The sequence below is a fragment of the Pseudomonas sp. GW822-FHT03F08 genome, assembly GCF_058801265.1.
In genome coordinates this window covers 194,406-218,292 of record NZ_JBXANC010000012.1, presented here as the reverse complement: position 1 = coordinate 218,292, position 23,887 = coordinate 194,406, and the positions used below count along the sequence as shown (strand labels likewise).

Genomic DNA, 23,887 nt, shown 5'->3' with positions numbered 1-23,887 from the left:
GCGCAGCGACCGTGCGGCGCAGCCGCATGCATCGAGAGGAGGTGCAGCGAAGCAAACCGTAGGCGATGCCCCCGGATGAATCCCGGAACGAAGGAACACCGAGCCAAAGCGAGGTGCCGAACGCCGGGGCCAAGACCTTTTGGTTCCTTTGGGCTGGGCCGGCATTCCGGCGTTTGCCAAAAGGGACTCGCCGTAAGGGCGAAACCATAAGCCGCCGTTACCGCAGCAACGGATATTCACCCAACCCAAACCGAGAACAACAAAAAACCCGCTGAAATCACTCTCAGCGGGTTTTCCCGTTCCAGCAGCAAGGAAGATTAAAAATCCTCCAACCGCCAAACCTCATAAGCCGGCGTCTCGTAAGGATGGCTAGCCTTCAAAGCCTCCACCACCTCACGAATCAACTCATCGCCAACAACAAGCTCAACCTTCCACTCCTCGACCCGCTCAACCTGCCCCGCCTGACCAATAAACGGCTGACTCCCGTCCAAAGGCCGAAACTGACCAGATCCAAGCACCTGCCAAGCACAGTGGTCATAGTCACCGATCCGCCCACCACCGGCAGCGAATACAGCGTCCTTGACCACCTCGACATGGCTGTCGGGAACAAAAAACGCGAGCTTGTACACAGCGCTTAGTTCACCCACACACGAGCGTTACGGAACATACGCATCCAAGGAGCGTCTTCGTTCCACTCTTCCGAACGCCACGAGTTCTGCACGGCACGGAACACACGCTCCGGGTGCGGCATCATGATCGTTACGCGACCGTCGCGGCTGGTGAGGCCGGTGATCCCGCGCGGCGAGCCGTTCGGGTTGGCCGGATAGGCTTCGGTGACCTTGCCGTGGTTGTCGACGAAACGCATCGCCACGCAACCGGACAGATCGGCTTCGAGCAGTGCCTCTTCGCTTTCGAATTCGGCATGGCCTTCACCGTGAGCGATGGCGATCGGCATGCGCGAACCGGCCATGCCCTGCAGGAAGATCGAGTTCGATTCCTGAACCTGAACCATCGCCACGCGCGCTTCGAACTGCTCGGAGCGGTTGCGCACGAAGTGCGGCCAGAACTCGCTGCCCGGGATCAGTTCGTGGAGGTTGGACATCATCTGGCAACCGTTGCACACGCCGAGGGTGAAGCTGTCGTTACGCTCGAAGAAGCCCTGGAACGCATCGCGGGCACGGCTGTTGAACAGTGCGGACTTGGCCCAGCCTTCACCGGCGCCGAGTACGTCGCCGTAGGAGAAACCACCACACGCCACCAGACCTTTGAACTCGTTCAGGTCGACACGGCCGGCCAGAATGTCGCTCATGTGCACGTCGATCGCGTTGAAACCGGCGCGGTCGAACGCCGCCGCCATTTCCACCTGACCGTTGACGCCCTGCTCACGCAGCACGGCAACCTGTGGGCGAATGCCTTTCTTGATGTAAGGCGCGGCGATGTCCTGGTTGACGTCGTAGCTCAGCTTGACGCTCAGGCCCGGATTGTCTTCTTCCAGCAGGACGTCGAATTCCTGCTGGGCGCAGTCGGCGTTGTCACGCAGACGCTGGATCTGGTAGCTGGTCTCGGCCCACTGACGTTGCAGCAGACGACGCTGGCCTTCGAACACAGTGTCACCGTTGAAGGTGATGTTGATCTGGCCGTTGTTGATCGGCTGACCGATCACGGAAACGCAGTCGCCCAGACCGGCAGCGCTGAATTGCGCGAGGATGTCCGGGGTGGCGTCCTGGCGAACCTGGATCACGGCACCCAGTTCTTCGTTGAACAGGATGGCGGCGATTTCAGCGGAGCTTTCGGCAACGCTGTCCAGATTCAGGCTCAGACCGCAGTGGCCGGCGAAGGCCATTTCCACCACGGAGGTCAGCAGACCACCGTCGGAACGGTCGTGGTAAGCCAGCAGGTGACCGTCGGCGTTGAGGCCCTGGATCACTGCGAAGAAGGCTTTCAGGTCTTCGGCGTCGTCGACGTCCGGAGCCTGCTTGCCGAGCTTGCCGTGAACCTGAGCCAGGATCGAGGCGCCCATGCGGTTCTGGCCACGACCGAGGTCGATCAGGATCAGATCGGTGGTGCCTTTGTCCATGCGCAGTTCCGGGGTCAGGGTCTGACGGATGTCAGCCACTGGCGCGAAACCGGTCACGATCAGGGACATCGGCGAGGTGACAGTTTTGTCTTCACCGTTGTCGTTCCAGCGGGTGGCCATGGACATCGAGTCCTTGCCCACCGGGATGGTGATGCCCAGCTCAGGGCACAGTTCCATACCGACCGCTTTCACGGTGTCGTACAGACGCGCGTCTTCGCCCGGGTGGCCGGCAGCGGACATCCAGTTCGCCGACAGTTTGATGTCGGAGAGCTTGTTGATGCGCGAAGCGGCAATGTTGGTCAGGGTTTCGCCGATGGCCATGCGGCCCGACGCCGGAGCGTCCAGCAGCGCCAGCGGAGTGCGCTCGCCCATCGCCATCGCTTCACCGGTGTAGACATCGAAACTGGTGGCGGTGACGGCCACGTCGGCCACCGGAACCTGCCATGGGCCGACCATTTGGTCACGGGCCACGAGGCCGGTGATGGTGCGGTCGCCGATGGTGATCAGGAAGCTTTTGCTCGCCACGGCCGGGTGGTGCAGAACGCGTTCGATGCTTTCGCTGATGTCGAGGTTCGACGGATCGAAGTCATCGCCCAGCTCGGCTTCGCGAACCACCGAACGGTGCATGCGCGGTGCCTTGCCCAGCAACACTTCCAGTGGCATGTCCACCGGGTTGTTGCCGAAGTGGCTGTCGGTCACGGTCAGTTGAGGCTCGGCGGTGGCTTCACCGACAACGGCGAACGGGCAACGCTCACGTTCACAGATGGCCTTGAAGCGCTCGAAGTCGGCCGGGCCGACTGCCAGAACGTAACGTTCCTGGGATTCGTTGGACCAGATTTCGTGCGGGGCCATGCCCGGCTCGTCGTTTGGAATGTTGCGCAGTTCGAAACGGCCACCGCGGTCGCCGTCGTTGACCAGTTCCGGGAAGGCGTTGGACAGACCGCCCGCACCCACGTCGTGGATGAAGCTGATCGGGTTCTTGTCACCCAGCTGCCAGCAACGGTCGATGACTTCCTGGCAGCGACGTTCCATTTCAGGGTTTTCGCGCTGAACCGATGCGAAGTCCAGATCCGCCGAGCTGGTGCCGGTCGCCATTGAGGACGCTGCACCGCCACCCAGACCGATCAGCATCGCCGGACCGCCGAGAACGATCAGCTTCGAGCCGACCAGAATCTCGCCTTTCTTGACGTGCTCTTCACGGATGTTGCCCATGCCGCCAGCCAGCATGATCGGCTTGTGGTAACCGCGAACTTCATCACCGTGCGGGGTGGTGATCGACTGTTCGAAGGTACGGAAGTAACCGGTCAGGGCCGGACGACCGAATTCGTTGTTGAACGCAGCGCCGCCCAGCGGGCCTTCGATCATGATGTCCAGCGCGGTGACGATGCGCTCAGGCTTGCCGTACGGCACTTCCCACGGCTGTTCGAAACCCGGGATCTGCAGGTTCGACACGGTGAAACCGGTCAGGCCAGCCTTCGGCTTGGCGCCACGGCCGGTTGCACCTTCGTCGCGGATCTCGCCACCGGAACCGGTAGATGCGCCCGGGAACGGTGCGATCGCGGTCGGGTGGTTATGGGTTTCAACCTTCATCAGGATGTGCACCGGCTCCTGCACCGCGCCGTACTGGCGGGTTTCCGGATCCGGGAAGAAGCGGCCGGCAACGTTGCCGACGATCACCGAAGCGTTGTCCTTATAAGCGGACAGCACGCCTTCGCTGTGCATCTGATAGGTGTTCTTGATCATGCCGAACAGGCTTTTTTCCTGGCTCTCGCCGTCAATATCCCAACTGGCGTTGAAGATCTTGTGGCGGCAGTGCTCGGAGTTGGCCTGGGCGAACATCATCAGCTCGATGTCGTGCGGGTTGCGCTTGAGACCGTTGAAGGCGTTGACCAGGTAATCGATCTCGTCTTCGGCCAGGGCCAGGCCCAGCTCGACGTTGGCCTTTTCCAGCGCGGCGCGACCACCGCCGAGGATGTCGATGGCGGTCAGCGGCTTCGGTTCGGCGTGACTGAACAGACCGGCGGCCTGCTCGAGGTTGGCCAGAACGATCTGCGTCATGCGGTCATGCAGTACATCGGCAATCTGCTGTGCTTCGGCTTCGCTGAACTGACCGGCCACGTAGAACGCGATGCCGCGCTCCAGGCGCTGGATCTTGCTCAGGCCGCAGTTTCGGGCGATGTCGCTGGCCTTGCTCGACCATGGCGAGATGGTGCCGAAACGCGGCAACACCAGGAACAGACGACCGGTCGGCTCTTGAACCGGAACGCTTGGACCGTACTTCAGAAGGCGCGCAAGCACCTGCTGTTCGTCGCCGGTCAGGACGCCGGTGACTTCGGCGAAGTGAGCGAATTCAGCATACAAGCCACTGACAGCCGAAACCTTCTGGCTCAGTTGCTCAAGGAGTTTGCTGTGGCGAAAGGCAGAAAGGGCAGGAGCGCCGCGCAGGATCAACATCTTCGGGACAGCCTCGGGAAGGGGTGTGCTTTGAGGCCGTGCATTCTAGCCTAAACCGCCCTCAACATCACCCGAAACGCTACGCACGGTTGCACCCGGATGTCGAGTGGTGTTCTTGCCTCGAAGGTCAAATTTATCGGGTGTTGGAACGCGGGTTATTTTTTCTGTCACAAAATGCCTTTCGGGCCCATTCCTGCGGGGTTTCGAGCGGTTTTGTGATCCCTAGCAGACAAGCCCTCGACTGTCGAGATATGGCGCCCGTTGTCCTTTGCGTATACTGCGCACATGTTTTCCCCAACGGCTTTGCGTCCGCGGTACGCCAAATGGCTGATCGCAACCGGACTCTTCCTGATGCTCAGTGGCTGTGTTGATAAACCCAACACCCTCGAGCGCGTAAAGGAGGATGGTGTGCTGCGGGTGATCACCCGTAACAGCCCCGCCACCTACTTTCAGGATCGCAGCGGCGAAACCGGCTTCGAATACGAGCTGGTGAAGCGCTTCGCCGACGATTTGGGGGTGGAGCTGAAGATCGAGACCGCCGACAACCTCGACGACCTGTTCGACCAGGTCGGCAAACCCAACGGTCCGGTACTGGCCGCCGCCGGCCTGGTCAGCAGCGATCAGCGCAAGAAGCAGGTTCGGTTCTCCCACGCCTATCTCGAAGTCACCCCGCAGATCATCTATCGCAACGGTCAGTCCCGCCCGACCGACGCCAGTGAACTGGTCGGCAAGAAGATCATGGTGCTCAAGGGCAGCACCCACGCCGAGCAACTCGCCGAGCTGAAACAGAAATATCCCGGGATCGAATACGAAGAATCCGACGCCGTTGAAGTAGTCGACCTGCTGCGCATGGTCGATGAAGGCCAGATCGACCTGACCCTGGTCGACTCCAATGAAGTGGCGATGAACCAGGTGTACTTCACCAATATCCGCGTGGCCTTCGACCTCGGCGATGCGCGCAGCCAGAGCTGGGCAGTGGCCGCCGGTGAAGACAACAGCCTGCTCAACGAGATCAACAGTTATCTGGACAAGGTGCAGAAGAACGGCACCCTGCAACGCCTGAAAGACCGCTACTACGGCCACGTCGACGTCCTCGGCTACATGGGCGCCACCACCTTCGCCCAGCATTTGCAGCAGCGGTTGCCCAAATACGAACAGCACTTCAAGACTTACGCCAAGAAAGAGAAAGTCGACTGGCGCCTGCTCGCGGCCATCGGTTATCAGGAATCGCTGTGGCAACCGGCCGTCACTTCGAAGACCGGCGTGCGCGGCCTGATGATGCTGACCCAGAACACCGCCCAGGCCATGGGCGTGTCCAACCGCCTCGATCCGAAGCAGAGCATCATGGGCGGCGCGAAGTACCTGGCTTACATGAAGGATCAACTCGACGACTCGATCCAGGAGCCGGATCGTACGTGGTTTGCACTGGCCGCCTACAACGTTGGCAGCGGCCACCTGGATGACGCGCGCAAACTGGCGTCCCGGGAAGGCCTGAACCCGGACAAGTGGCTGGATGTGAAGAAGATGCTGCCGCGCCTGTCGCAGAAGCAGTGGTACAGCAAGACCCGCTATGGCTACGCCCGTGGCGGCGAACCGGTGCATTTCGTGGCGAACATCCGTCGCTACTACGACATCCTGACCTGGGTGACCCAGCCACAACTCGAGGGCGATCAGGTCGCCGAAGGCAATCTGCATGTGCCGGGGATCGACAAATCCAAGCCAGCGCAGGAAAACCCGCCGCTCTGATAAATACTGTGGGAGCGAGCTCCCACAGGATCTGCGTTGATGCTTAGGCCTTTGCAGCCGCCAGGATCAGCGCCTTCATCTCCGACACTGCCGACTTGAAGCCGACAAACAAGGCATGCGCCACCAGCGCATGACCAATGTTCAGTTCGTTGATGCCCTTGATCGCGGCCACAGCTTCAACGTTGTGGTAGTGCAGACCGTGACCGGCATTGACGATCAGGCCCTGGGCCAGACCGAATGCCACGCCGTCCGCCACACGCTTGAGCTCTTCAGCCACTTCGGTCGGTGTTTCGGCATCTGCGTAGCGCCCGGTGTGCAGCTCGATGGCCGGTGCGCCGACTCGTTTCGAAGCAGCGATCTGCCGCTCGTCAGCGTCGATGAACAGCGACACTTCGCTGCCGATCTTCGACAGACGCTCCACCGCCGCCCTGATGCGCTCTTCCTGCCCCGCCACGTCCAGACCGCCTTCGGTGGTCAGTTCCTGACGCGTCTCCGGCACCAGACAGATGTGGGCCGGACGGATGCGCTCGGCGAACGCCATCATTTCTTCGGTGACGCCCATTTCGAAGTTCATGCGGGTTTGCAGCACATCCTTGAGCAACAGTACGTCGCGCTCCTGAATGTGGCGACGGTCCTCGCGCAGGTGCACGGTGATGCCGTCGGCGCCCGCCTCTTCCGCGTCCAGCGCGGCCTTGACCGGATCCGGATAGCGCGTGCCCCGAGCCTGACGCAGGGTGGCGACGTGGTCGATGTTCACGCCAAGAAGAATGCGATTGCTGGTGGTCACGGATGCGCTCCTGAAGGGAAAGATTCGGCGCACAGCATACACGGTGAAGGGTCTGTTGACGTCTGGGCGCGGCGGCGACGGGATGCTCACTGAGCACAGGGCAAGGCGCGAGGAACGAAGTTTGGTTTCCCCAAATGAGTTCCGAGCAACGCAGCCCTGGGCGCAGTGAGCGCCCGTCGCGCCGTGCCCAGACGTCAACAGACCCTTAGGGCTTGCGAAACAGCTCGCGACTGACAAGGGGACGACCGCCCAGGTGAACAGCCAGTGCCTGACGCATCAAGCGTTTGGCGGCGGACAACGCGCCTGGGGCCGACCAGTCCGCTTCGGCCATGGCCAGCAGCTCGGTGCCGTTGAACAGACCGGGTTGCAGCAGGTAGACCCGCTCAAGTCCGGCATCCACCTGCAAGCGATAGAGGCCGTCCGGAGCAATGGGCTCGTCATTGATGTCGGTGTCCAGGGAGAAGCCGTAACCGAGGTCGTCAAGCAGGCGCCATTCGAAGGAACGCAGCAACGGTTCCAGTGGCCGGCCTTCAGCCAAGGCCAGCAAGGTGGCCGCGTAATGATCGAACACCGCGGGGTGCGGGTCTTCGGCTGGCAGCAGGCGGATCAGCAACTCGTTGAGATAGAGGCCACTGAACAGCGCCTCGCCGACCATCCACGTCGCATTGCCGGCACTTTCCATTCGCCCGACATTCTTCAACTCACCCTTGCCACGGAATTCCACTTCCAGCGGCACGAACGGACGCGCCAGCGTCCCGGCCTTGCCCCGCGCGCTGCGCAACACCGCCCGCAACCGACCTTGCGGCGTGAGGAAGTCCACCAACGCGCTGGTTTCGCGATAGGCGCGGGAGTGCAGGACGTAGGCGGGTTGGGCGGGAGGCATTTGAGACATGGATTTCTCGTTGAGGGAAACGCGGTTTTACTCATCACCCAAAACCAATGTGGGAGCGAGCTTGCTCGCGAAAGCGGTGCAACAGTCAACATCAATGCTGAATGTTACATCGTCTTCGCGAGCACGCTCGCTCCCACAATGGATCGATGTAATGCCAGACGCTTTACAGGTCGCCGTAACCCAGCGAACGCAGCGCACGTTCGTCGTCGGACCAGCCGCCCTTAACCTTCACCCACAGGTTGAGCATGATCTTGGAGTCGAACAGCAGCTCCATGTCCTTGCGCGCCTCGGTGCCGATGCGCTTGATGCGCTCGCCCTTGTCGCCAATGATGATTTTCTTCTGGCCGTCACGCTCGACGAGGATCAGCGCGTGGATGTGCAGAGTCTTGCCCTGTTGCTTGAACTCTTCGATTTCCACGGTGATCTGGTACGGCAGCTCGGCGCCCATCTGGCGCATGATTTTCTCGCGCACCAGTTCGGCGGCGAGGAAACGGCTGCTGCGGTCGGTGATCTGGTCTTCCGGGAAGAAGTGATCGTTCTCCGGCAGATGGTCAGCGATGACCTTTTCCAGTGCATCGAGGTTATGCCCGTGCTGCGCCGAGATCGGAATGATCTGCGCATTCGGCAGCTGTTCCTGCAACCAGGACAGGTGCGGCATCAGCTCGGCCTTGTCCTCGATGCGGTCGGTCTTGTTCAGAGCGACGATCAGCGGGCCGGTCACGTACTGCACACGCTCCAGCACCATCTGGTCTTCTTCGGTCCACTTGGTGCGGTCGACCACGAAGATCACCACGTCGACGTCTTTCAACGCCGCCGAAGCGGTTTTGTTCATGTAACGGTTCAGGGCCTTTTCGCCACCCTTGTGCATGCCCGGGGTGTCGACGTAGATCGCCTGCACGTCGCCCTCGGTCTTGATCCCGAGCATGTTGTGGCGAGTGGTCTGCGGCTTGCGCGAAGTGATCGCGAGCTTCTGGCCGAGGATGTGGTTCAGCAGCGTGGACTTGCCCACGTTGGGACGGCCGACGATGGCAACATAGCCACAGCGAGTTGCGTTTGTATCAGTCATTGCCATTCTCCACACCCAGGGCAATCAGTGCTGCGGCGGCCGCTACCTGTTCGGCAATGCGACGGCTCACACCTTGACCCCGGCTTTTTTCATTCAATAGGACAACTTCGCACTCGACGAAGAACGTACGGCAGTGCGGCTCACCCTGGATATCCACCACTTCATAGCGTGGCAGGTCGCAACCGCGCGATTGCAGGAATTCCTGCAGGCGGGTCTTGGGATCCTTGTTGGTGTCGACCAGTGTCAGACCTTCGAACTCGCCAGCCAGCCAGGCCAGAACGCGCTCGCGGGCGACTTCCATGCCGGCGTCGAGGTAGATCGCGCCGATCAGCGCTTCGAGGGCATCGGCCAGAATCGATTCGCGACGGAAACCGCCGCTTTTCAGCTCACCGGAACCCAGGCGCAGGTATTCGCCCAGATCGAAACCACGGGCCAATACCGCCAGGGTCTCACCTTTCACCAGACGTGCACGCAAACGCGACAACTGGCCTTCGCGGGCCAGCGGGAAGCGGTCGAAGAGTGCCTCGCCGGCGACGAAGTTGAGGATCGCATCGCCGAGGAATTCCAGACGCTCGTTGTTGCGTCCGGCAAAGCTGCGGTGCGTGAGGGCCAGGACCATCAGTTCCTGGTCCTTGAAGGTGTAACCGAGCTGACGCTCGAGACGGCTTAGAGAAACGCTCACGGTTTACCCACGCTGAGTTCGTGGCTGGATTCCACTGCCATCGCCGGGATACGGCGCAGGCCTGGGACAATTAACGCTGTGTTCAAAAATGACGTCCTGAATATCGTGGCTTCATGCCCCGGAGCCGGTTGTGCCGACGCCAGAAATGCATTCGGCGCTGTGGTCAACAGCGCCGTGATTGTTTACTTGATCAGGCCGACCCGCGAGAAATTCGGCAGGTGGCTGAGTTTCGGTTCCGGCCAGCTCATCCAGACCGCGAAGGCCTTGCCGACGATGTTCTGGTCGGGAACCATGCCCAGCAGATCCTTGGGAATGTTCGGATCATCCCAGTAGCGACTGTCGTTCGAGTTGTCGCGGTTGTCGCCCATCATGAAGTAGTGCCCGGCCGGCACGGTCCAGGTATGGTCCGGCGTGGCGCGGTAGCGGCTCATTTCCTTGCGGATCAGGTGCTCGGCGGCGCCGAGTTTTTCCTTGTAGAGCTCGGCGCTGCCAAGGGTGCCCGGTTCGGAACCGACCAGTTGCTCGGCAATCGACTCGCCATTGACGAACAGACGCTTGTCGGAGGTGTAACGCACCGTGTCACCCGGCAGACCCACCACACGCTTGATGTAGTTGACGTTCGGGTCGCTCGGGTAGCGGAACACCATCACATCGCCGCGTTGCGGATCACCGACTTCGATGACTTTCTTGTCGATCACCGGCAGGCGGATCCCGTAAGAAAACTTGTTCACCAGAATGAAGTCGCCAACGTCCAGGGTCGGCTTCATCGAACCGGACGGAATCTGGAACGGCTCCACCAGGAACGAACGCAGCACCAGCACGATGAACAGCACCGGGAAGAACGACTTGCCGTATTCGACCAGCAGCGGTTCCTTGTTCAGCTTCTCGACCACCACCACGTCAGGCTGGCTGACGCTGCCCTGATAGGAAGTGATGGCGGCGCGCCGACGCGGTGCCAGGATCAACAGATCGAGCAACGCCAACAGGCCGCAGACGAACACGGCGATAACCAGCAACAGCGGGAAATTTAGTGACATAGGACCTGACTATTCCAACCTGAGCACGGCAAGGAAGGCTTCTTGTGGAATTTCCACGTTGCCGACCTGCTTCATGCGTTTCTTACCGGCCTTTTGCTTCTCGAGCAGTTTCTTCTTACGACTGACGTCACCGCCGTAGCATTTGGCCAATACGTTCTTTCTGAGCGCCTTGACGGTTGTCCGGGCGACGATCTGACCGCCAATGGCAGCCTGGATGGCCACGTCGAACATCTGACGAGGAATCAGTTCTTTCATCTTCTCGGTCAACTGGCGACCTTTGAAGTGCGAATTGTCACGGTGCACGATCAGCGCCAGGGCGTCGACCTTGTCGCCGTTGATCAGCACGTCCAGTTTCACCAGATTAGCCGATTGGTAACGATCGAAATGGTAATCCAGCGAAGCATAGCCGCGGCTGGTGGATTTCAGACGGTCGAAGAAGTCCAGGACCACTTCGTTCATCGGCAGGTCGTAGGTCACCTGGACCTGGTTGCCGAGGAACAGCATGTCGACCTGAACACCGCGTTTTTCGATGCACAGGGTGATGACGTTGCCCAGGTGCTCCTGCGGTACCAGGATGTTGGCACGCACGATTGGCTCGCGCATGTCTTCGATCGCGGACACGTCCGGCAGCTTCGACGGGTTGTCGACGTAAATCGTTTCACCGGTTTTCAGCACCAGTTCGAAGATTACGGTCGGTGCCGTGGTGATCAGGTCCAGGTCGTATTCGCGCTCCAGGCGCTCCTGGATGATCTCCATGTGCAGCATGCCGAGGAAGCCGCAACGGAAGCCGAAGCCCAGGGCGTCGGAGCTTTCCGGGGTGTACTGCAGCGACGAGTCGTTCAGGGTCAGTTTCTGCAGCGCTTCGCGGAAGTCCTCGAAGTCGTCGGAGCTGACCGGGAACAGACCGGCGTAAACCTGTGGCTGAATGCGTTTGAAACCCGGCAGCACCGGAACATCCGGCGTCGAGCTCAAGGTCAGGGTGTCACCGACCGGTGCACCGTGAATGTCCTTGATGCTGGCGATGATGAAGCCCACTTCGCCGGCCTTCAGGTCAGCGGTGGCGGTGTGTTTCGGGTTGAAAACACCGACACTGTCGACCAGGTGGACCTTGCCGGTGGATTTCACCAGGATCTTGTCGCCCTTCTTCACGCGGCCATGACGCACGCGCACCAGGGAGACAACGCCCAGGTAGTTGTCGAACCAGGAGTCGATGATCAACGCTTGCAGCGGATCTTCGATGTTGCCGGTCGGCGCAGGAATGGTCGCGACCAGACGCTCGAGCACTTCGTCGACACCCAGGCCGGTCTTGGCGCTGCAGGTGACGGCGTCGGTGGCGTCGATGCCGATGATCTTCTCGATCTCGTCCTTGACGCGGTCGGGCTCGGCCTGCGGCAGGTCGATCTTGTTCAGTACCGGCATGACCTCGAGGCCCTGCTCGATGGCGGTGTAGCAGTTGGCCACGGACTGGGCTTCAACACCCTGACCCGCGTCGACCACCAGCAAGGCACCTTCACACGCGGCCAGGGAACGGCTGACTTCGTAGGTGAAGTCGACGTGGCCCGGGGTGTCAATGAAGTTCAGCTGGTAGGTGACGCCGTCTTTGGCTTTGTAATAGAGGGTAACGCTGTGGGCCTTGATGGTGATCCCGCGTTCGCGCTCCAGATCCATGGAATCCAGTACCTGGGCTTCCATTTCACGCTCGGCCAGGCCACCGCACATCTGGATGAAACGGTCAGCCAGCGTCGACTTGCCATGGTCAATGTGGGCGATGATGGAGAAATTGCGGATATGACTCAAATCACTCACGGATCAACACTCAAAAAGGCTGCAGGCTTGGCCCGCCGAAAAATAGCCGGGAATTGTACCTGATACACGGCGCAAGCGTCACGTTCGCCTGTCACCCGGATTGCATGCAAAAACGCCCCGGTCTTGCGACCGGGGCGTTTTCAAGGCTGGAGCAAGGGTGAAACCTTGTTCATCAACCGGCTCGACGCAGCAACCAGACACCCGCCAGGGCACAGACACCTGCAGGTACCAGCACCGCGAACAGCGGCGAGAAGCCGAATACCAGACTGGACGGACCGAGCAGATCCTGAACGATGCGGAAGGTGAACCCCACCAGCACACCGGTAAACACCCGCTGACCGAGGGTTACCGAGCGCAGCGGGCCGAAAATGAAGGAGATCGCCATCAGCACCAGCGCGGCGGTCACCAGTGGCTGCAACACCTTGACCCAAAAGGCCAGCCAGTAACGGCCGTTGCTCAGACCTTGATCGGCCAGGTAGTGGATGTAGCCCCACAACCCGGTAATCGACAGCGCTTCCGGCGCCATGACCACGGTATTCAGCAGCTGCGGGCTGATGGACACATCCCAATCTTCGGTCGGTTTGTTGACAACTTCGGTGCTGCGCTCATGGAACAGCGTGGTGGTCACGTCGGTGAGCTGCCAGCGAGTGCCATCGAACTCGGCGCGCTTGGCGAAGCTCGAGCTCAGCAGGTGGCGCTCCTTGTCGAAGTGATAGCGGGTCACGCCATACAACAGGCCATCGGGTTGCACGGCGTTGATATGGATGAATTCCTCACCCTGACGGTGCCACATACCGTGCTTGGCGCTTTGCGCGTCACCACTGCCTTGAGCCAGCGAACGATTGGCCTGAGCCATGCTCTCGGTAGCCGGCGCAACGTACTCGCCGATCAGCACGCCGGCCAGCATCAGCACCAGCATCGGCTTCATGACCGCCCAGACGATGCGCCCGATGGACACACCCGCCGCACGCATCACCGTCAGCTCACTGCTGCTCGCCAGACTGCCGAGGCCGATCAGACAGCCGATCAGTGCTGCCATCGGCAACATGTCATAAAGCCGGCGCGGTGCGGTCAGCAGTACAAAACTCAGCACATCAGCCAGGGTGTAGGTATCGCTGACGTCGCTCATCTCGTCGATGAAGGCAAACAACGTAGCCAGGCCAAGGATGATCACCAGCACGGCGATGATCGCCATGAACACGCTGCTGCCGATGTAGCGGTCGAGTTTAACCACGAGCCACCTCCAGCGCAGCGCTGCGACGGCTGGCCATTTTCAGGCGCAGCGGTTCCCAGTACAGCAGGCCGATACCGATGACCAGGAAGATCCCGTGTACCCACCACAGACCCAGGCTCGCCGGAATCTTGCCTTTTTCGAGGGCGCCGCGAGCGGCAATCAGGATGGTCAGGTAAGCCATATAAAGAAGAATCGCCGGCAGCAACTTGAGGAAGCGCCCCTGGCGCGGATTGACCCGCGACAGCGGCACCGCCATCAGAGTCACGATAAATACCAGCAGCGGCAGCGACAGGCGCCATTGCAGTTCGGTCTTGGCGCGGATGTCATCACTGGCCATCAGGGTCGACGTCGGCATGGCGTCACGGTCGGTGACTTCCTCGCTGACATCGGGCTTGGGCAGCAGAACACCATAGGTTTCGTAGTGGATGGCGCGGTAGTTGGCCAGTCCCGGGCTGCCGTCGTAGCGGTAGCCGTTGTGCAGGATCAGGTAACGGTTGCCGTCAGGACGGACTTCCTGCCGGCCTTTCTCGGCCACCAGCACGGAAATCCCGCGATCCGCCTGGTTGGCACCGAGGTTTTTCTGCGAGATGAACACGCTGCCCAGGTTGACCCGGTCGTCGCTCAGGTTTTCGGTGTAGGTCACCCGCGTGCCATCGCGCAACGCCTGGAAGCGGCCCGGCTCAAGGGTGTCGAATTCGGTCAGGGCGTCCTGCTTGTTCAGCAGCAGCTGGAACTGGTTGGCACCTTGCGGGGCCAGACTCAGGCTGAGCCATGCCACCACCAGTGCCACCAGCGTGGCAGGGAACAGGGTCATGCGGAACAGGCGCTGTTGGCTCATGCCTGTGGCCGACAGCACGGTCATTTCACTTTCGAGATACAACCGGCCGTACGCCAGAAGAATTCCGAGGAACAGGCCCAGCGGCAGAATCAACTGCATGAAGCCCGGCAGACGGTAGCCCATGATCAGGAACAGCGATCCCGGATCGAGCTGGCCCGCAGCGGCCTGGGCAAGGTATTTGATGAAGCGACCGCTCATGATGATGACCAGCAGTACGGCACTCACCGCACTCAGGGTCAACAGGACTTCGCGGGACAGATAACGGAAGACGATCAAACCAGACACTCCAGGGTTGTCAGGCTAAGGCGGCCAAACAAGCAAACGTATCGACAGGCCCGCCAGGCAGAGCCGTCGAAAAAAGATGCGGCATTATCCTGTGATTGAGGGCGCCTGTCACTGCGCACACTCACGCAAGCGTGCAATCGGTTGAAGATCGTTCCGAGGAGGGTTGTCAGGCGCAGGGAGCGAGGTTCAAACTGCGGCCCTTGTCGCAGGCGCTGGCCTGCGCCTTTTCTCTCTATAAGCAGGCGACTGCGGACACCGCCGAACGCCTGCGTGTTGACCATTCATTCAGGGATCCGGACATGGAACTGGTTGTAAAAAGCGTTAGCCCAGAAACGTTGAAAACCGCCACCCTGGTGGTTGCCGTCGGTGAAGGCCGCAAACTCGGCGTCGCCGCCAAGCAGGTCGACGAACTGAGCGGCGGCGCCATCAGCGCTGTCCTCAAGCGTGGCGATCTGGCCGGCAAAGTCGGTCAGAGCCTGTTGCTGCACAGCCTTCCGAACCTGAAAGCCGAACGCGTGCTGCTGGTCGGCGTGGGCAAGGATGAAGAACTGGGCGACCGCCCGTTCCGCAAGATCGTTGCCGGCATCCTCAACACCCTCAAGGGTCTGGGCGGCAGCGATGCCGTGCTGGCGCTGGATGAAATCATCGTCAAGGGCCGTGACAGCTACGGCAAGACTCGCCTGTTGGCCGAAACCCTGGTCGACGGCGAATACACCTTCGACCAGTTCAAGAGCCAGAAAGCCGAACCGCGCGCTCTGAAGAAAATCTCCCTGCTGACCATCAAGGCCGCTCAAGCCGAAGTGCAACGCGCCGTGAATCACGCCACCGCGATCGCCAACGGCATGGCGTTCACCCGCAACCTGGGCAACCTGCCGCCGAACATCTGCCACCCGACCTTCCTCGGCGAGCAAGCCAAGGACCTGGGCAAAGAGTTCAAGGATCTGAAAGTCGAAGTGCTCGACGAGAAGAAAATCAAATCCCTGGGCATGGGTTCGTTCTACGCCGTCGGTCAGGGCAGCGCCCAGCCGCCGCGCCTGATCGTCATGCAATACAACGGCGGCAAGAAATCCGAGAAGCCGTACGCACTGGTCGGTAAAGGCATCACCTTCGACACCGGCGGCATCAGCCTGAAACCGGGCGCCGGCATGGACGAGATGAAGTACGACATGGGCGGCGCCGCCAGCGTGTTCGGTACCCTGCGCGCCGTGCTGGAACTGAAGCTGCCGATCAACCTGGTGTGCATCCTGGCCTGCGCCGAGAACATGCCGAGCGGCACCGCTTCGCGTCCGGGCGACATCGTGACCACCATGAGCGGCCAGACCGTGGAAATCCTCAACACCGACGCCGAAGGCCGTCTGGTGCTGTGCGACGCACTGACCTACTCCGAGCGCTTCAAGCCGCAAGCGGTGATCGACATCGCCACCCTGACCGGCGCCTGCGTGGTTGCCCTGGGTGCGCACACCTCCGGCCTGCTGGGCAATAACGACGAACTGATCGGCCAACTGCTGAGCGCCGGCAAGGCTGCCGACGACCGCGCCTGGCAACTGCCGCTGTTCGATGAGTACCAGGAGCAACTGGACAGCCCATTCGCCGACATCGCCAACATTGGCGGGCCGAAGGCCGGCACCATCACCGCCGCGTGCTTCCTGTCGCGCTTCACCAAGAACCTGAACTGGGCGCACCTGGACATCGCGGGCACCGCGTGGACCAGCGGCGGCAAGGACAAGGGTGCCACCGGCCGTCCGGTTCCCCTGCTGACCCAGTACCTGCTGGATCGCGCCAAAGCCTGAAACCGATGACTGCGAGCGGCGCCTCTTTCGAGGGGCGCCGCTTTCAGCTCAGGAACCGCAATGACCAAAGTCGACTTCTACATCCTGCCCAGTGCCGATCCTTCGGCGCGTCTGGATTTTGCCTGCAAGCTCACCGAGAAAGCCTGGCGCATGGGCCACCGCATCTACCTGCATTGCAGCGATGCCGCCCAACGCGAAGACCTCGATGCGCGACTGTGGGCGTTCAAGGGCGAAACCTTCGTGCCCCATGGCCCGGCCGAGAGCGAACCGGAAGGTTTGATTGTGTTGGGATTGGGCGATGACTGCGGCCAGCACGCGGACTTGCTGGTCAACCTCGACCTGAAGGTCCCGGCCTTCGCCAACAAGTTCGCCCGAGTGGCGGAAGTGGTGGTGGAAGATCCGGCGATCCGTGCGGCTGCGCGGGAGAGTTTCCGTTTCTACCGGGAACAGGGCTATCCTCTGCAAGACCACCGTTTACAGCGACTCTGAGTACGCCGATGGACACTCCAAAACCGCTGCAAAAACCCGCGCACTTGCTGGATGACCTCGAGTCGATCCGCCAGTTGCTGGGCGATGACAACCTGCAACCGCCGCTTTTGACCGATACGGTCGATGATGGCGAACAGGAACAGATTCCGATGCTGTTCGACTCGGTCGCCACTGAGCCACCCGCCGTCGAACCGCCACCTGCTACCGTCGCGAAACCCGCCACCGCGCCCGTCGCACCTGTGGACAAAGGCCCCGACGCGCTGCTGCACCTGGACAGCGAACTGCGCGCCGCTGCGCAACTGATCATGCAAGACGTGATCGACGACTTCGCCCCGCACATCGAAACCGAAATCAAACGTCGCCTCGAGGCACGGATGGAACGGCTTCTGAGCCAGTACGAATAATCGACGGTGGGAGCCGTCGCACGGTTGCTCCCACTTTTAGATCCCCACCCGGCCCGCCCCGCTCGCCCTGCGCCCCATGCCCCGCTATACTTCCCGGCTTTTCCTGAATAAATGCCAATAGGGTCCCGCCGCGCATGGATAAGACCTACCAGCCGCACGCCATTGAAACTTCCTGGTACAACACCTGGGAGTCCGAGAACTACTTCGCCCCGCAAGGCGCGGGCGACTCCTACACCATCATGATCCCGCCGCCGAACGTCACCGGCAGCCTGCACATGGGTCACGGTTTCAACAACGCGATCATGGACGCCCTGATCCGTTTCCGCCGCATGCAGGGTCGCAACACCCTGTGGCAACCGGGCACCGACCACGCCGGTATCGCCACGCAGATGCTGGTGGAGCGTCAACTCGAAGCCCAGGGCCAGAATCGCCACGATCTGGGCCGCGAAAAATTCCTCGAGAAAGTCTGGGAGTGGAAGGAACAGTCCGGCGGCAACATCAGCCGTCAGATCCGCCGCCTCGGCTCGTCCGTGGACTGGAGCCGCGAGCGCTTCACCATGGACGACGGCCTCTCGGAAGCCGTTAAAGAAGCATTCGTGCGCCTGCACGAAGACGGTCTGATCTATCGCGGCAAGCGCCTGGTCAACTGGGACACCAAGCTGCACACGGCGATTTCCGACCTCGAAGTGGAAAACCACGACGAGAAAGGTTTCCTGTGGAACCTGAAATACCCGCTGGCCGACGGCGCAAAAACTGCTGAAGGCAACGATTTCCTGATCGTCGCGACCACCCGTCCGGAAACCATGCTCGGCGACTCCGCCGTCGCGGTGAATCCGAACGACGAGCGCTACAAAGCCCTGATCGGCAAATTCGTCGAGCTGCCGCTGGTCGGCCGCCGCATTCCGATCATCGCCGACGATTACTGCGATCCTGAATTCGGCACCGGCTGCGTGAAAATCACCCCGGCCCACGATTTCAACGACTACGAAGTCGGCAAGCGCCACAACCTGCCGCTGCTGAACATCTTCGACAAGAACGCCAACGTGCTGCCGGCAGCGCAGGTGTTCAACCTCGACGGCACGCTGAACGACAGCATCGACGGCAAGATTCCGGCCGAGTACGCCGGTCTCGAGCGTTTCGAAGCGCGCAAGCAGATCGTGGCTGCGTTCGACGCCGCCGGCCTGCTGGTCAGCGTCGACGACCACAACCTGAAAGTGCCGAAAGGCGACCGCTCCGGCACCGTCATCGAGCCGTGGCTGACCGACCAGTGGTACGTGTCCACCAAGCCGCTGGCCGAGCCTGCGATTGCTGCCGTTGAAGACGGCCGTATCCAGTTCGTGCCGAAGCAGTACGAAAACATGTACTTCTCGTGGATGCGCGACATCCAGGATTGGTGCATCAGCCGTCAACTGTGGTGGGGCCACCGGATTCCGGCCTGGTACGACGAGTCGGGCAAGGTCTACGTCGGTCGCGACGAAGCCGAAGTGCGTGCCAAGCACAACCTCGGCCCGGACGTTGCGCTGCAACAAGACAACGACGTTCTCGACACCTGGTTCAGTTCGGGCCTGTGGACCTTCTCCACCCTGGGCTGGCCGGAAAAGACCGAGTTCCTGAAGAAATTCCACTCCACCGACGTTCTGGTCACCGGTTTCGACATCATTTTCTTCTGGGTCGCCCGGATGATCATGCTGACCATGCACCTGATCAAGAACGAGGACGGCACGCCGCAGGTTCCGTTCAAGACCGTTTACGTGCACGGCCTGGTGCGTGATGGTCAGGGCCAGAAGATGTCCAAGTCCAAGGGCAACGTCCTGGACCCGCTGGACATCATCGACGGTATCGAGCTCGAAACCCTGGTGCAGAAACGCACCTCCGGTCTGATGCAGCCGAAACTGGCGAAGAAGATCGAGAAGCAGACCCGCGACGAGTTCGCCGACGGCATCGCCAGCTACGGCACCGACGCCCTGCGCTTCACGTTCTGCTCGCTGGCGTCCACCGGTCGCGACATCAAGTTCGACATGGGCCGCGTCGAAGGCTATCGCAACTTCTGCAACAAGATCTGGAACGCTGCGCGCTATGTTCTGGACAAGGGCGAAGACTGCGGCCAGAACGGCGAAGCTTACGAGCTGTCGCTGGCGGATCGCTGGATCATCTCGCAGCTGCAACGCACCGAAGCCGAAGTGACCCGCCAACTGGATCAGTTCCGTTTCGACCTGGCGGCACAAGCGCTGTACGAGTTCATCTGGAACCAGTACTGCGACTGGTACCTGGAACTGTCCAAGCCTGTGCTGTGGGACGAAAACGCGCCGGTCGAGCGTCAGCGCGGCACTCGCCGCACGCTGGTTCGCGTACTGGAAGTGGCGCTGCGCCTGGCGCATCCGTTCATGCCGTTCATCACTGAAGAAATCTGGCAGCGCATCGCGCCGCTGGCCGGCATTCAGGGCAAGACGATCATGCTGCAAGCCTGGCCGGTGGCCAACGAAGAGCGCATCGATCCGGCAGCCGAAGACGACATCGAATGGCTCAAGGGCCTGATGCTCGGCACGCGTAACATCCGTGGCGAAATGAACATCGGCCCGGGCAAACCGCTGCCGATTTACCTGAAAAACGTCACCGCTGAAGACCAGCGCCGCCTGACCGAGAACGAAGCGCTGCTGAAGAAGCTGGCGCGTCTGGAATCGATCACCGTACTGGCGGCCGGCGAAGAAGCGCCACTGTCCGCCACCGCACTGGTTGGCGAGATGGAAGTGCTGGTGCCGATGGCCGGTCTGATCGACAAGAACGCCGAACTGGCGCGTCTGGACAAGGAAATCCTGCGTCTGCAGGGCGAAGTCCAGCGTGTCGGCGGCAAGCTGTCCAACGCCGGTTTCGTTGACAAGGCTCCGGCCGAAGTCATCGAGAAGGAACGCGCCAAGCTGGCCGAGGCCGAACAGGCCCTGGGCAAACTGGCCGAGCAGCACGCGCGGATTGCCAGCCTGTAACGGCAAATCGCACTGAAAAAGGGAGGCCATGCGGCCTCCCTTTTTTGTGCCCGGCACTTTTCCGGCCTACAACCCGGTTCCCTGTGGGACAATAGCCGCCACTTTCAGCCATACCCGAATCGACCACGCCCATGAACGCCCCCCGCACACCTCGCCCCGCGCGCAAGAAGCCTGACTCCGCTACCCCGGCCAAGCCCGTGGAGCCGCGCAAAGAGGCCAGCCTGCACCCGCGCAATCGCCATCAGGGTCGTTACGACTTCCCGGCGCTGATCAAGACTACGCCGGAGCTGGCGAAGTTCGTGATCACCAACCCGTACGGCAAGGAAAGCATCGACTTCGCCAGCCCCGACGCGGTGCGCGTGTTCAACCGGGCGTTGCTCAAGTCGTTCTACGGCATCCAGCATTGGGATATCCCGGCCGATTACCTTTGCCCGCCAGTACCGGGTCGTGCCGATTACGTGCACTTCCTGGCTGACCTGCTGGCCAGCAACAACGACGGCGTGGTTCCGCGCGGCGCCATCGTCAACGTGCTGGACATCGGCATGGGCGCCAACTGCGTGTATCCGCTGATCGGCAACAGCGAATACCGCTGGCACTTCCTGGGCTCGGAAATCGACCCGACGGCCGTGGCTGCCGCAACAGCCATCGTCCAGTCCAACGATCTGAACAAGGTCATCAAGCTGCGCCAGCAAGAGAACCGCAAGCACATCCTGATCGGCCTGCTGGAGCCCGGCGAGCGTTTTGACCTGACCATGTGCAACCCGCCGTTCCACGCGTCGATGGAAGAGGCCACCAAGGGCAGCGAGCGTAAGTGGCGAGCCCTGGGCAAGGCCGACCCGAAACGCAAGTTGCCGGTGCTGAACTTCGGCGGCCAGTCGGCCGAACTGTGGTGTGAAGGCGGCGAAGCGCGCTTCGTGACGCAACTGATCGCCGAAAGTGCGAACTTTGCGCACAAGGTATTGTGGTTCAGCACCCTGGTTTCGAAAGCCTCGAACCTGCCCGCCATCGAAACCGCGCTGAAAAAGGTCGGCGCCCTGGAAAGCCAGGTAGTGGAAATGTCCCAGGGCCAGAAGCAGAGCCGCTTCGTCGCCTGGACCTTCCAGACCAAGTCCGAGCAGCAGATCTGGCGTCGCGAACGCTGGGTTCGCAAGTAATACGTTTCAACTGGGGCGGCGCTTGATCGCAAAGCAGCCGCCACTTCTGCTGAAACACAATCGGCAGGCACAAAAAAACCGTGCTCGGATCACTCCGGCGCACGGTTTTTTTTATCGCTGCGTCTTACTTGTTCACAGCGTCGGTCAGGCCTTTGGCCACAACCAGCTTGATCACTTTCTTGGCAGGGATTTCGATGGCAGCGCCAGTCGATGGGTTACGGCCAGTGCGGGCAGGACGCTCGGTCACTTTCAGCTTGCCGATACCTGGCAAGGTGATTTCGCCGCCGTTTTCCAGCTGATCAGCAACGATTTGGCCCAGTTGGTCCAGAGCGTTACGCGCGGTGGTTTTCGGCGCGTCGATAGCTTCAGCGATGTCGGCGATCAGTTGGTCTTTAGTAAGAGCCATGTAGTGTTCCTTCCCTATCAAATTCATATGGATTGCAGAGTGCAGTGTCAGCCATCGAGCCCGATCTTCTGGATCTGGCACCCTCGGCGATAACCACGACGAGTCGGGGTTATAGATGCCGAAATCAGGGTTTGGTTCGACCTGACAAATGCTGAATGCACGCTTAACGCAGTGACTACGCGTAAGACCGGGCAAAACTAGCACAGAGACAAGGAAATATCCGCCTCTAGCTAGCCAAATGGTCAGGTTTATTGCGCTAAATCGGTAAATAAATGCATAAGCGCCACCCCATGACCCCGAATTGCCCTTCAGCCCGCGCCAAAACCAGTGGTTGCGGTACACTGGGCGCTTTTTCGGGGGAGCCCGCCCTCCTCCCTTCCACTTGCCGAGAAGCCCATGCCGATCCGTCATTGCATCGTCCACCTGATCGACAAAAAACCCGATGGCACGCCCGCCGTTCTGCACGCCCGTGACTCTGAACTGGCCGAATCCGCCGCCATCGAGAACATGCTCGCCGACCTCAACGAGAGCTATAACGCCAAACAGGGCAAAGCCTGGGGGTTGTTTCATCCGGAGTCCGGTGCGTTTCCGTTCAGCGGCTGGCTGAAGGAATACATGGAAGGCGGCAAGGACTTCACCGCGTTCAGCAAAGTCGCGGTCGAGCATCTGCAAAAGCTGATGGAAGAGTCGAACCTCTCCGTCGGCGGCCACGTACTATTCGCCCACTACCAGCAAGGTATGACCGATTACCTGGCCATCGCCCTGCTGCACCACAGTGAAGGCGTGGCCGTGACCGATCAACTGGACGTGACCCCGTCGCGCCACCTCGACCTCGGTCAACTGCACCTGGCGGCGCGGATCAACGTCTCCGAGTGGCAGAACAACAAGCAGTCCAAGCAGTACATTTCGTTCATCAAGGGCAAGAACGGCAAGAAGGTCTCGGAATACTTCCGCGACTTCATCGGCTGCCAGGAAGGCGTCGACGGCCCGGGCGAGACCCGCACGCTGCTCAAGGCTTTCAGCGACTTCGTCGAGAGCGAAGACCTGCCGGAAGATTCCGCCCGCGAGAAGACCAAGACCCTGGTCGACTACGCCAGCAGCCAGGCCAAGCTCGGCGAGCCGATGGGCCTGGAAGAACTCTCGGAGCTGATCGACGAAGAACGCCCGAAGGCCTTCTACGACCACATCCGCAACAAGGACTACGGCCTGTCGCCGGAGATCCCGGCGGATAAGCGCACGCTCAACCAGTTCCGGCGCTTCACCGGCCGCGCCGAAGGCCTGTCGATCAGCTTCGAGGCGCACCTGCTGGGCTCGAAGATCGAATACGACGAAGAGGCCGGCACGCTGGTCATCAAAGGCCTGCCAACTTCGCTCACCGATCAGCTGAAGCGCCGCAACTGATGCTCGGCAATGTGCTGAAAAAGGTCGCACTGGTTCTGCTGGTGGTCGTGGTCTATCAGAACTGGGGCAAGATCGAGCGGGTGTTCAACCCGTCGCAGATGGCGTCCGAGCAGGTCCGCGCCAACGCCAACGTCGTGCTGTACACCACGGACTGGTGCGGCTACTGCAAGCAGACCAAGCGCTTTCTCGATCAGAAAGGGATTGCGTTCAAGGAATTCGATATCGAGAAGGACGCCGAGGCGCGCAAGGCGTACGAAGCGCTGGGCGGGCGCGGGATTCCGCTGATCGACGTCAATGGCACGTTGATTCGCGGGTTTGATCCGGACGAAATTCTTGCTGCACTGAAATGAACGAGGGA

Annotated in this window: 19 protein-coding genes; 8 read left to right on the top strand and 11 right to left on the bottom strand. The window is 60.9% G+C overall.

Annotated elements, in window-relative coordinates; translation table 11 throughout:
* Positions 1–317: 317 nt before the first annotated feature.
* Positions 318–629 carry an NGG1p interacting factor NIF3 gene (locus tag AC1RME_RS26625; RefSeq protein ID WP_493091974.1) on the bottom strand — a complete coding sequence of 104 codons (312 nt, stop codon included), beginning with the start codon at positions 627–629 and terminating at the stop codon, positions 318–320.
* A 5-nt stretch (positions 630–634) separates the two neighbouring features.
* Positions 635–4,531 carry a phosphoribosylformylglycinamidine synthase gene (gene purL / locus AC1RME_RS26620; protein WP_096819219.1) on the bottom strand — a complete coding sequence of 1,299 codons (3,897 nt, stop codon included), beginning with the start codon at positions 4,529–4,531 and terminating at the stop codon, positions 635–637.
* 285 nt (positions 4,532–4,816) lie between these two features.
* Between purL and mltF the strand changes: the two genes are divergently transcribed.
* Positions 4,817–6,277, top strand: a complete 1,461-nt coding sequence (gene mltF, locus AC1RME_RS26615; RefSeq protein ID WP_096819217.1) for a membrane-bound lytic murein transglycosylase MltF — start codon at positions 4,817–4,819, stop codon at positions 6,275–6,277.
* A gap of 43 nt (positions 6,278–6,320) precedes the next feature.
* Here mltF and pdxJ read toward each other — a convergent pair whose 3' ends face one another.
* From pdxJ to lptF, 8 genes are all read right to left on the bottom strand, one after another.
* Entirely contained in the window at positions 6,321–7,064 is a 744-nt protein-coding gene (pdxJ, locus tag AC1RME_RS26610; RefSeq protein WP_007957371.1) for a pyridoxine 5'-phosphate synthase, read from the bottom strand.
* 205 nt (positions 7,065–7,269) lie between these two features.
* The gene (gene recO / locus AC1RME_RS26605; RefSeq protein ID WP_493091973.1) at positions 7,270–7,956 is read right to left on the bottom strand and encodes a DNA repair protein RecO; all 687 of its coding nucleotides are present in this window, start codon (positions 7,954–7,956) and stop codon (positions 7,270–7,272) included.
* 163 nt (positions 7,957–8,119) lie between these two features.
* Positions 8,120–9,022 (bottom strand): GTPase Era, encoded by a 903-nt coding sequence (gene era, locus AC1RME_RS26600; RefSeq protein ID WP_003221935.1) that lies wholly within the window; start codon positions 9,020–9,022, stop codon positions 8,120–8,122.
* Positions 9,015–9,704 carry a ribonuclease III gene (rnc, locus tag AC1RME_RS26595; RefSeq protein ID WP_096819215.1) on the bottom strand — a complete coding sequence of 230 codons (690 nt, stop codon included), beginning with the start codon at positions 9,702–9,704 and terminating at the stop codon, positions 9,015–9,017. The genes era and rnc overlap by 8 nt, the downstream gene beginning before the upstream one ends.
* Before the next feature lie 182 nt (positions 9,705–9,886).
* Entirely contained in the window at positions 9,887–10,741 is an 855-nt protein-coding gene (lepB, locus tag AC1RME_RS26590) for a signal peptidase I (protein ID WP_493091972.1), read from the bottom strand.
* Between the two features lie 9 nt (positions 10,742–10,750).
* Positions 10,751–12,547, bottom strand: coding sequence for a translation elongation factor 4 (gene lepA / locus AC1RME_RS26585; RefSeq protein WP_085608162.1), 1,797 nt, complete (start codon positions 12,545–12,547; stop codon positions 10,751–10,753).
* A gap of 172 nt (positions 12,548–12,719) precedes the next feature.
* Positions 12,720–13,781, bottom strand: coding sequence for an LPS export ABC transporter permease LptG (gene lptG / locus AC1RME_RS26580; protein WP_493091970.1), 1,062 nt, complete (start codon positions 13,779–13,781; stop codon positions 12,720–12,722).
* Positions 13,774–14,895 (bottom strand): LPS export ABC transporter permease LptF, encoded by a 1,122-nt coding sequence (gene lptF / locus AC1RME_RS26575; RefSeq protein ID WP_096819209.1) that lies wholly within the window; start codon positions 14,893–14,895, stop codon positions 13,774–13,776. Before lptF ends, lptG begins: the two co-directional genes overlap by 8 nt.
* 308 nt (positions 14,896–15,203) lie before the next feature.
* Here lptF and AC1RME_RS26570 point away from each other — a divergent pair, with 308 nt between their 5' ends.
* The 5 genes from AC1RME_RS26570 (at position 15,204) to rlmF (ending at position 21,722) form a co-directional block, all read left to right on the top strand.
* On the top strand, positions 15,204–16,694 hold the full coding sequence (locus AC1RME_RS26570; protein ID WP_493072715.1) for a leucyl aminopeptidase: 1,491 nt from the start codon (positions 15,204–15,206) through the stop codon (positions 16,692–16,694).
* 60 nt (positions 16,695–16,754) lie between these two features.
* The gene (locus AC1RME_RS26565; protein ID WP_493072714.1) at positions 16,755–17,183 is read left to right on the top strand and encodes a DNA polymerase III subunit chi; all 429 of its coding nucleotides are present in this window, start codon (positions 16,755–16,757) and stop codon (positions 17,181–17,183) included.
* Between the two features lie 8 nt (positions 17,184–17,191).
* Positions 17,192–17,587 carry a DNA polymerase III subunit chi gene (locus AC1RME_RS26560; protein WP_192559852.1) on the top strand — a complete coding sequence of 132 codons (396 nt, stop codon included), beginning with the start codon at positions 17,192–17,194 and terminating at the stop codon, positions 17,585–17,587.
* Positions 17,588–17,721: 134 nt separating this feature from the next.
* Entirely contained in the window at positions 17,722–20,568 is a 2,847-nt protein-coding gene (locus tag AC1RME_RS26555; protein WP_096819202.1) for a valine--tRNA ligase, read from the top strand.
* Between the two features lie 131 nt (positions 20,569–20,699).
* Positions 20,700–21,722: a 23S rRNA (adenine(1618)-N(6))-methyltransferase RlmF gene (gene rlmF / locus AC1RME_RS26550; protein WP_096819200.1), complete on the top strand. Its 1,023-nt coding sequence runs from the start codon at positions 20,700–20,702 to the stop codon at positions 21,720–21,722.
* Positions 21,723–21,846: 124 nt separating this feature from the next.
* Here rlmF and AC1RME_RS26545 read toward each other — a convergent pair whose 3' ends face one another.
* Positions 21,847–22,128 (bottom strand): HU family DNA-binding protein, encoded by a 282-nt coding sequence (locus tag AC1RME_RS26545; protein WP_003221909.1) that lies wholly within the window; start codon positions 22,126–22,128, stop codon positions 21,847–21,849.
* 396 nt (positions 22,129–22,524) lie between these two features.
* On the opposite strand from AC1RME_RS26545, the gene yejK reads away from it, so the two are divergent.
* Together yejK and AC1RME_RS26535 are read left to right on the top strand one after the other, a co-directional pair.
* Positions 22,525–23,529, top strand: coding sequence for a nucleoid-associated protein YejK (gene yejK / locus AC1RME_RS26540; protein WP_007957356.1), 1,005 nt, complete (start codon positions 22,525–22,527; stop codon positions 23,527–23,529).
* Complete coding sequence (locus AC1RME_RS26535) at positions 23,529–23,879, top strand: glutaredoxin family protein (protein ID WP_096819198.1); 351 nt, start codon at positions 23,529–23,531, stop codon at positions 23,877–23,879. Before yejK ends, AC1RME_RS26535 begins: the two co-directional genes overlap by 1 nt.
* Positions 23,880–23,887: the final 8 nt, after the last annotated feature.

Excerpts from the sequence above, each read along its gene's own strand:
- rlmF (WP_096819200.1), top strand. The coding sequence starts at position 20,700 with ATGAACGCCCCCCGCACACCTCGCCCCGCGCGCAAGAAGCCTGACTCC.
- mltF (WP_096819217.1), top strand. The coding sequence starts at position 4,817 with ATGTTTTCCCCAACGGCTTTGCGTCCGCGGTACGCCAAATGGCTGATC.
- yejK (WP_007957356.1), top strand. The coding sequence starts at position 22,525 with ATGCCGATCCGTCATTGCATCGTCCACCTGATCGACAAAAAACCCGAT.
- AC1RME_RS26555 (WP_096819202.1), top strand. The coding sequence starts at position 17,722 with ATGGATAAGACCTACCAGCCGCACGCCATTGAAACTTCCTGGTACAAC.
- era (WP_003221935.1), bottom strand. The coding sequence starts at position 9,022 with ATGACTGATACAAACGCAACTCGCTGTGGCTATGTTGCCATCGTCGGC.
- AC1RME_RS26535 (WP_096819198.1), top strand. The coding sequence starts at position 23,529 with ATGCTCGGCAATGTGCTGAAAAAGGTCGCACTGGTTCTGCTGGTGGTC.
- AC1RME_RS26565 (WP_493072714.1), top strand. The coding sequence starts at position 16,755 with ATGACCAAAGTCGACTTCTACATCCTGCCCAGTGCCGATCCTTCGGCG.
- purL (WP_096819219.1), bottom strand. The coding sequence starts at position 4,531 with ATGTTGATCCTGCGCGGCGCTCCTGCCCTTTCTGCCTTTCGCCACAGC.
- AC1RME_RS26570 (WP_493072715.1), top strand. The coding sequence starts at position 15,204 with ATGGAACTGGTTGTAAAAAGCGTTAGCCCAGAAACGTTGAAAACCGCC.
- AC1RME_RS26560 (WP_192559852.1), top strand. The coding sequence starts at position 17,192 with ATGGACACTCCAAAACCGCTGCAAAAACCCGCGCACTTGCTGGATGAC.
- AC1RME_RS26545 (WP_003221909.1), bottom strand. The coding sequence starts at position 22,128 with ATGGCTCTTACTAAAGACCAACTGATCGCCGACATCGCTGAAGCTATC.
- lepB (WP_493091972.1), bottom strand. The coding sequence starts at position 10,741 with ATGTCACTAAATTTCCCGCTGTTGCTGGTTATCGCCGTGTTCGTCTGC.
- recO (WP_493091973.1), bottom strand. The coding sequence starts at position 7,956 with ATGTCTCAAATGCCTCCCGCCCAACCCGCCTACGTCCTGCACTCCCGC.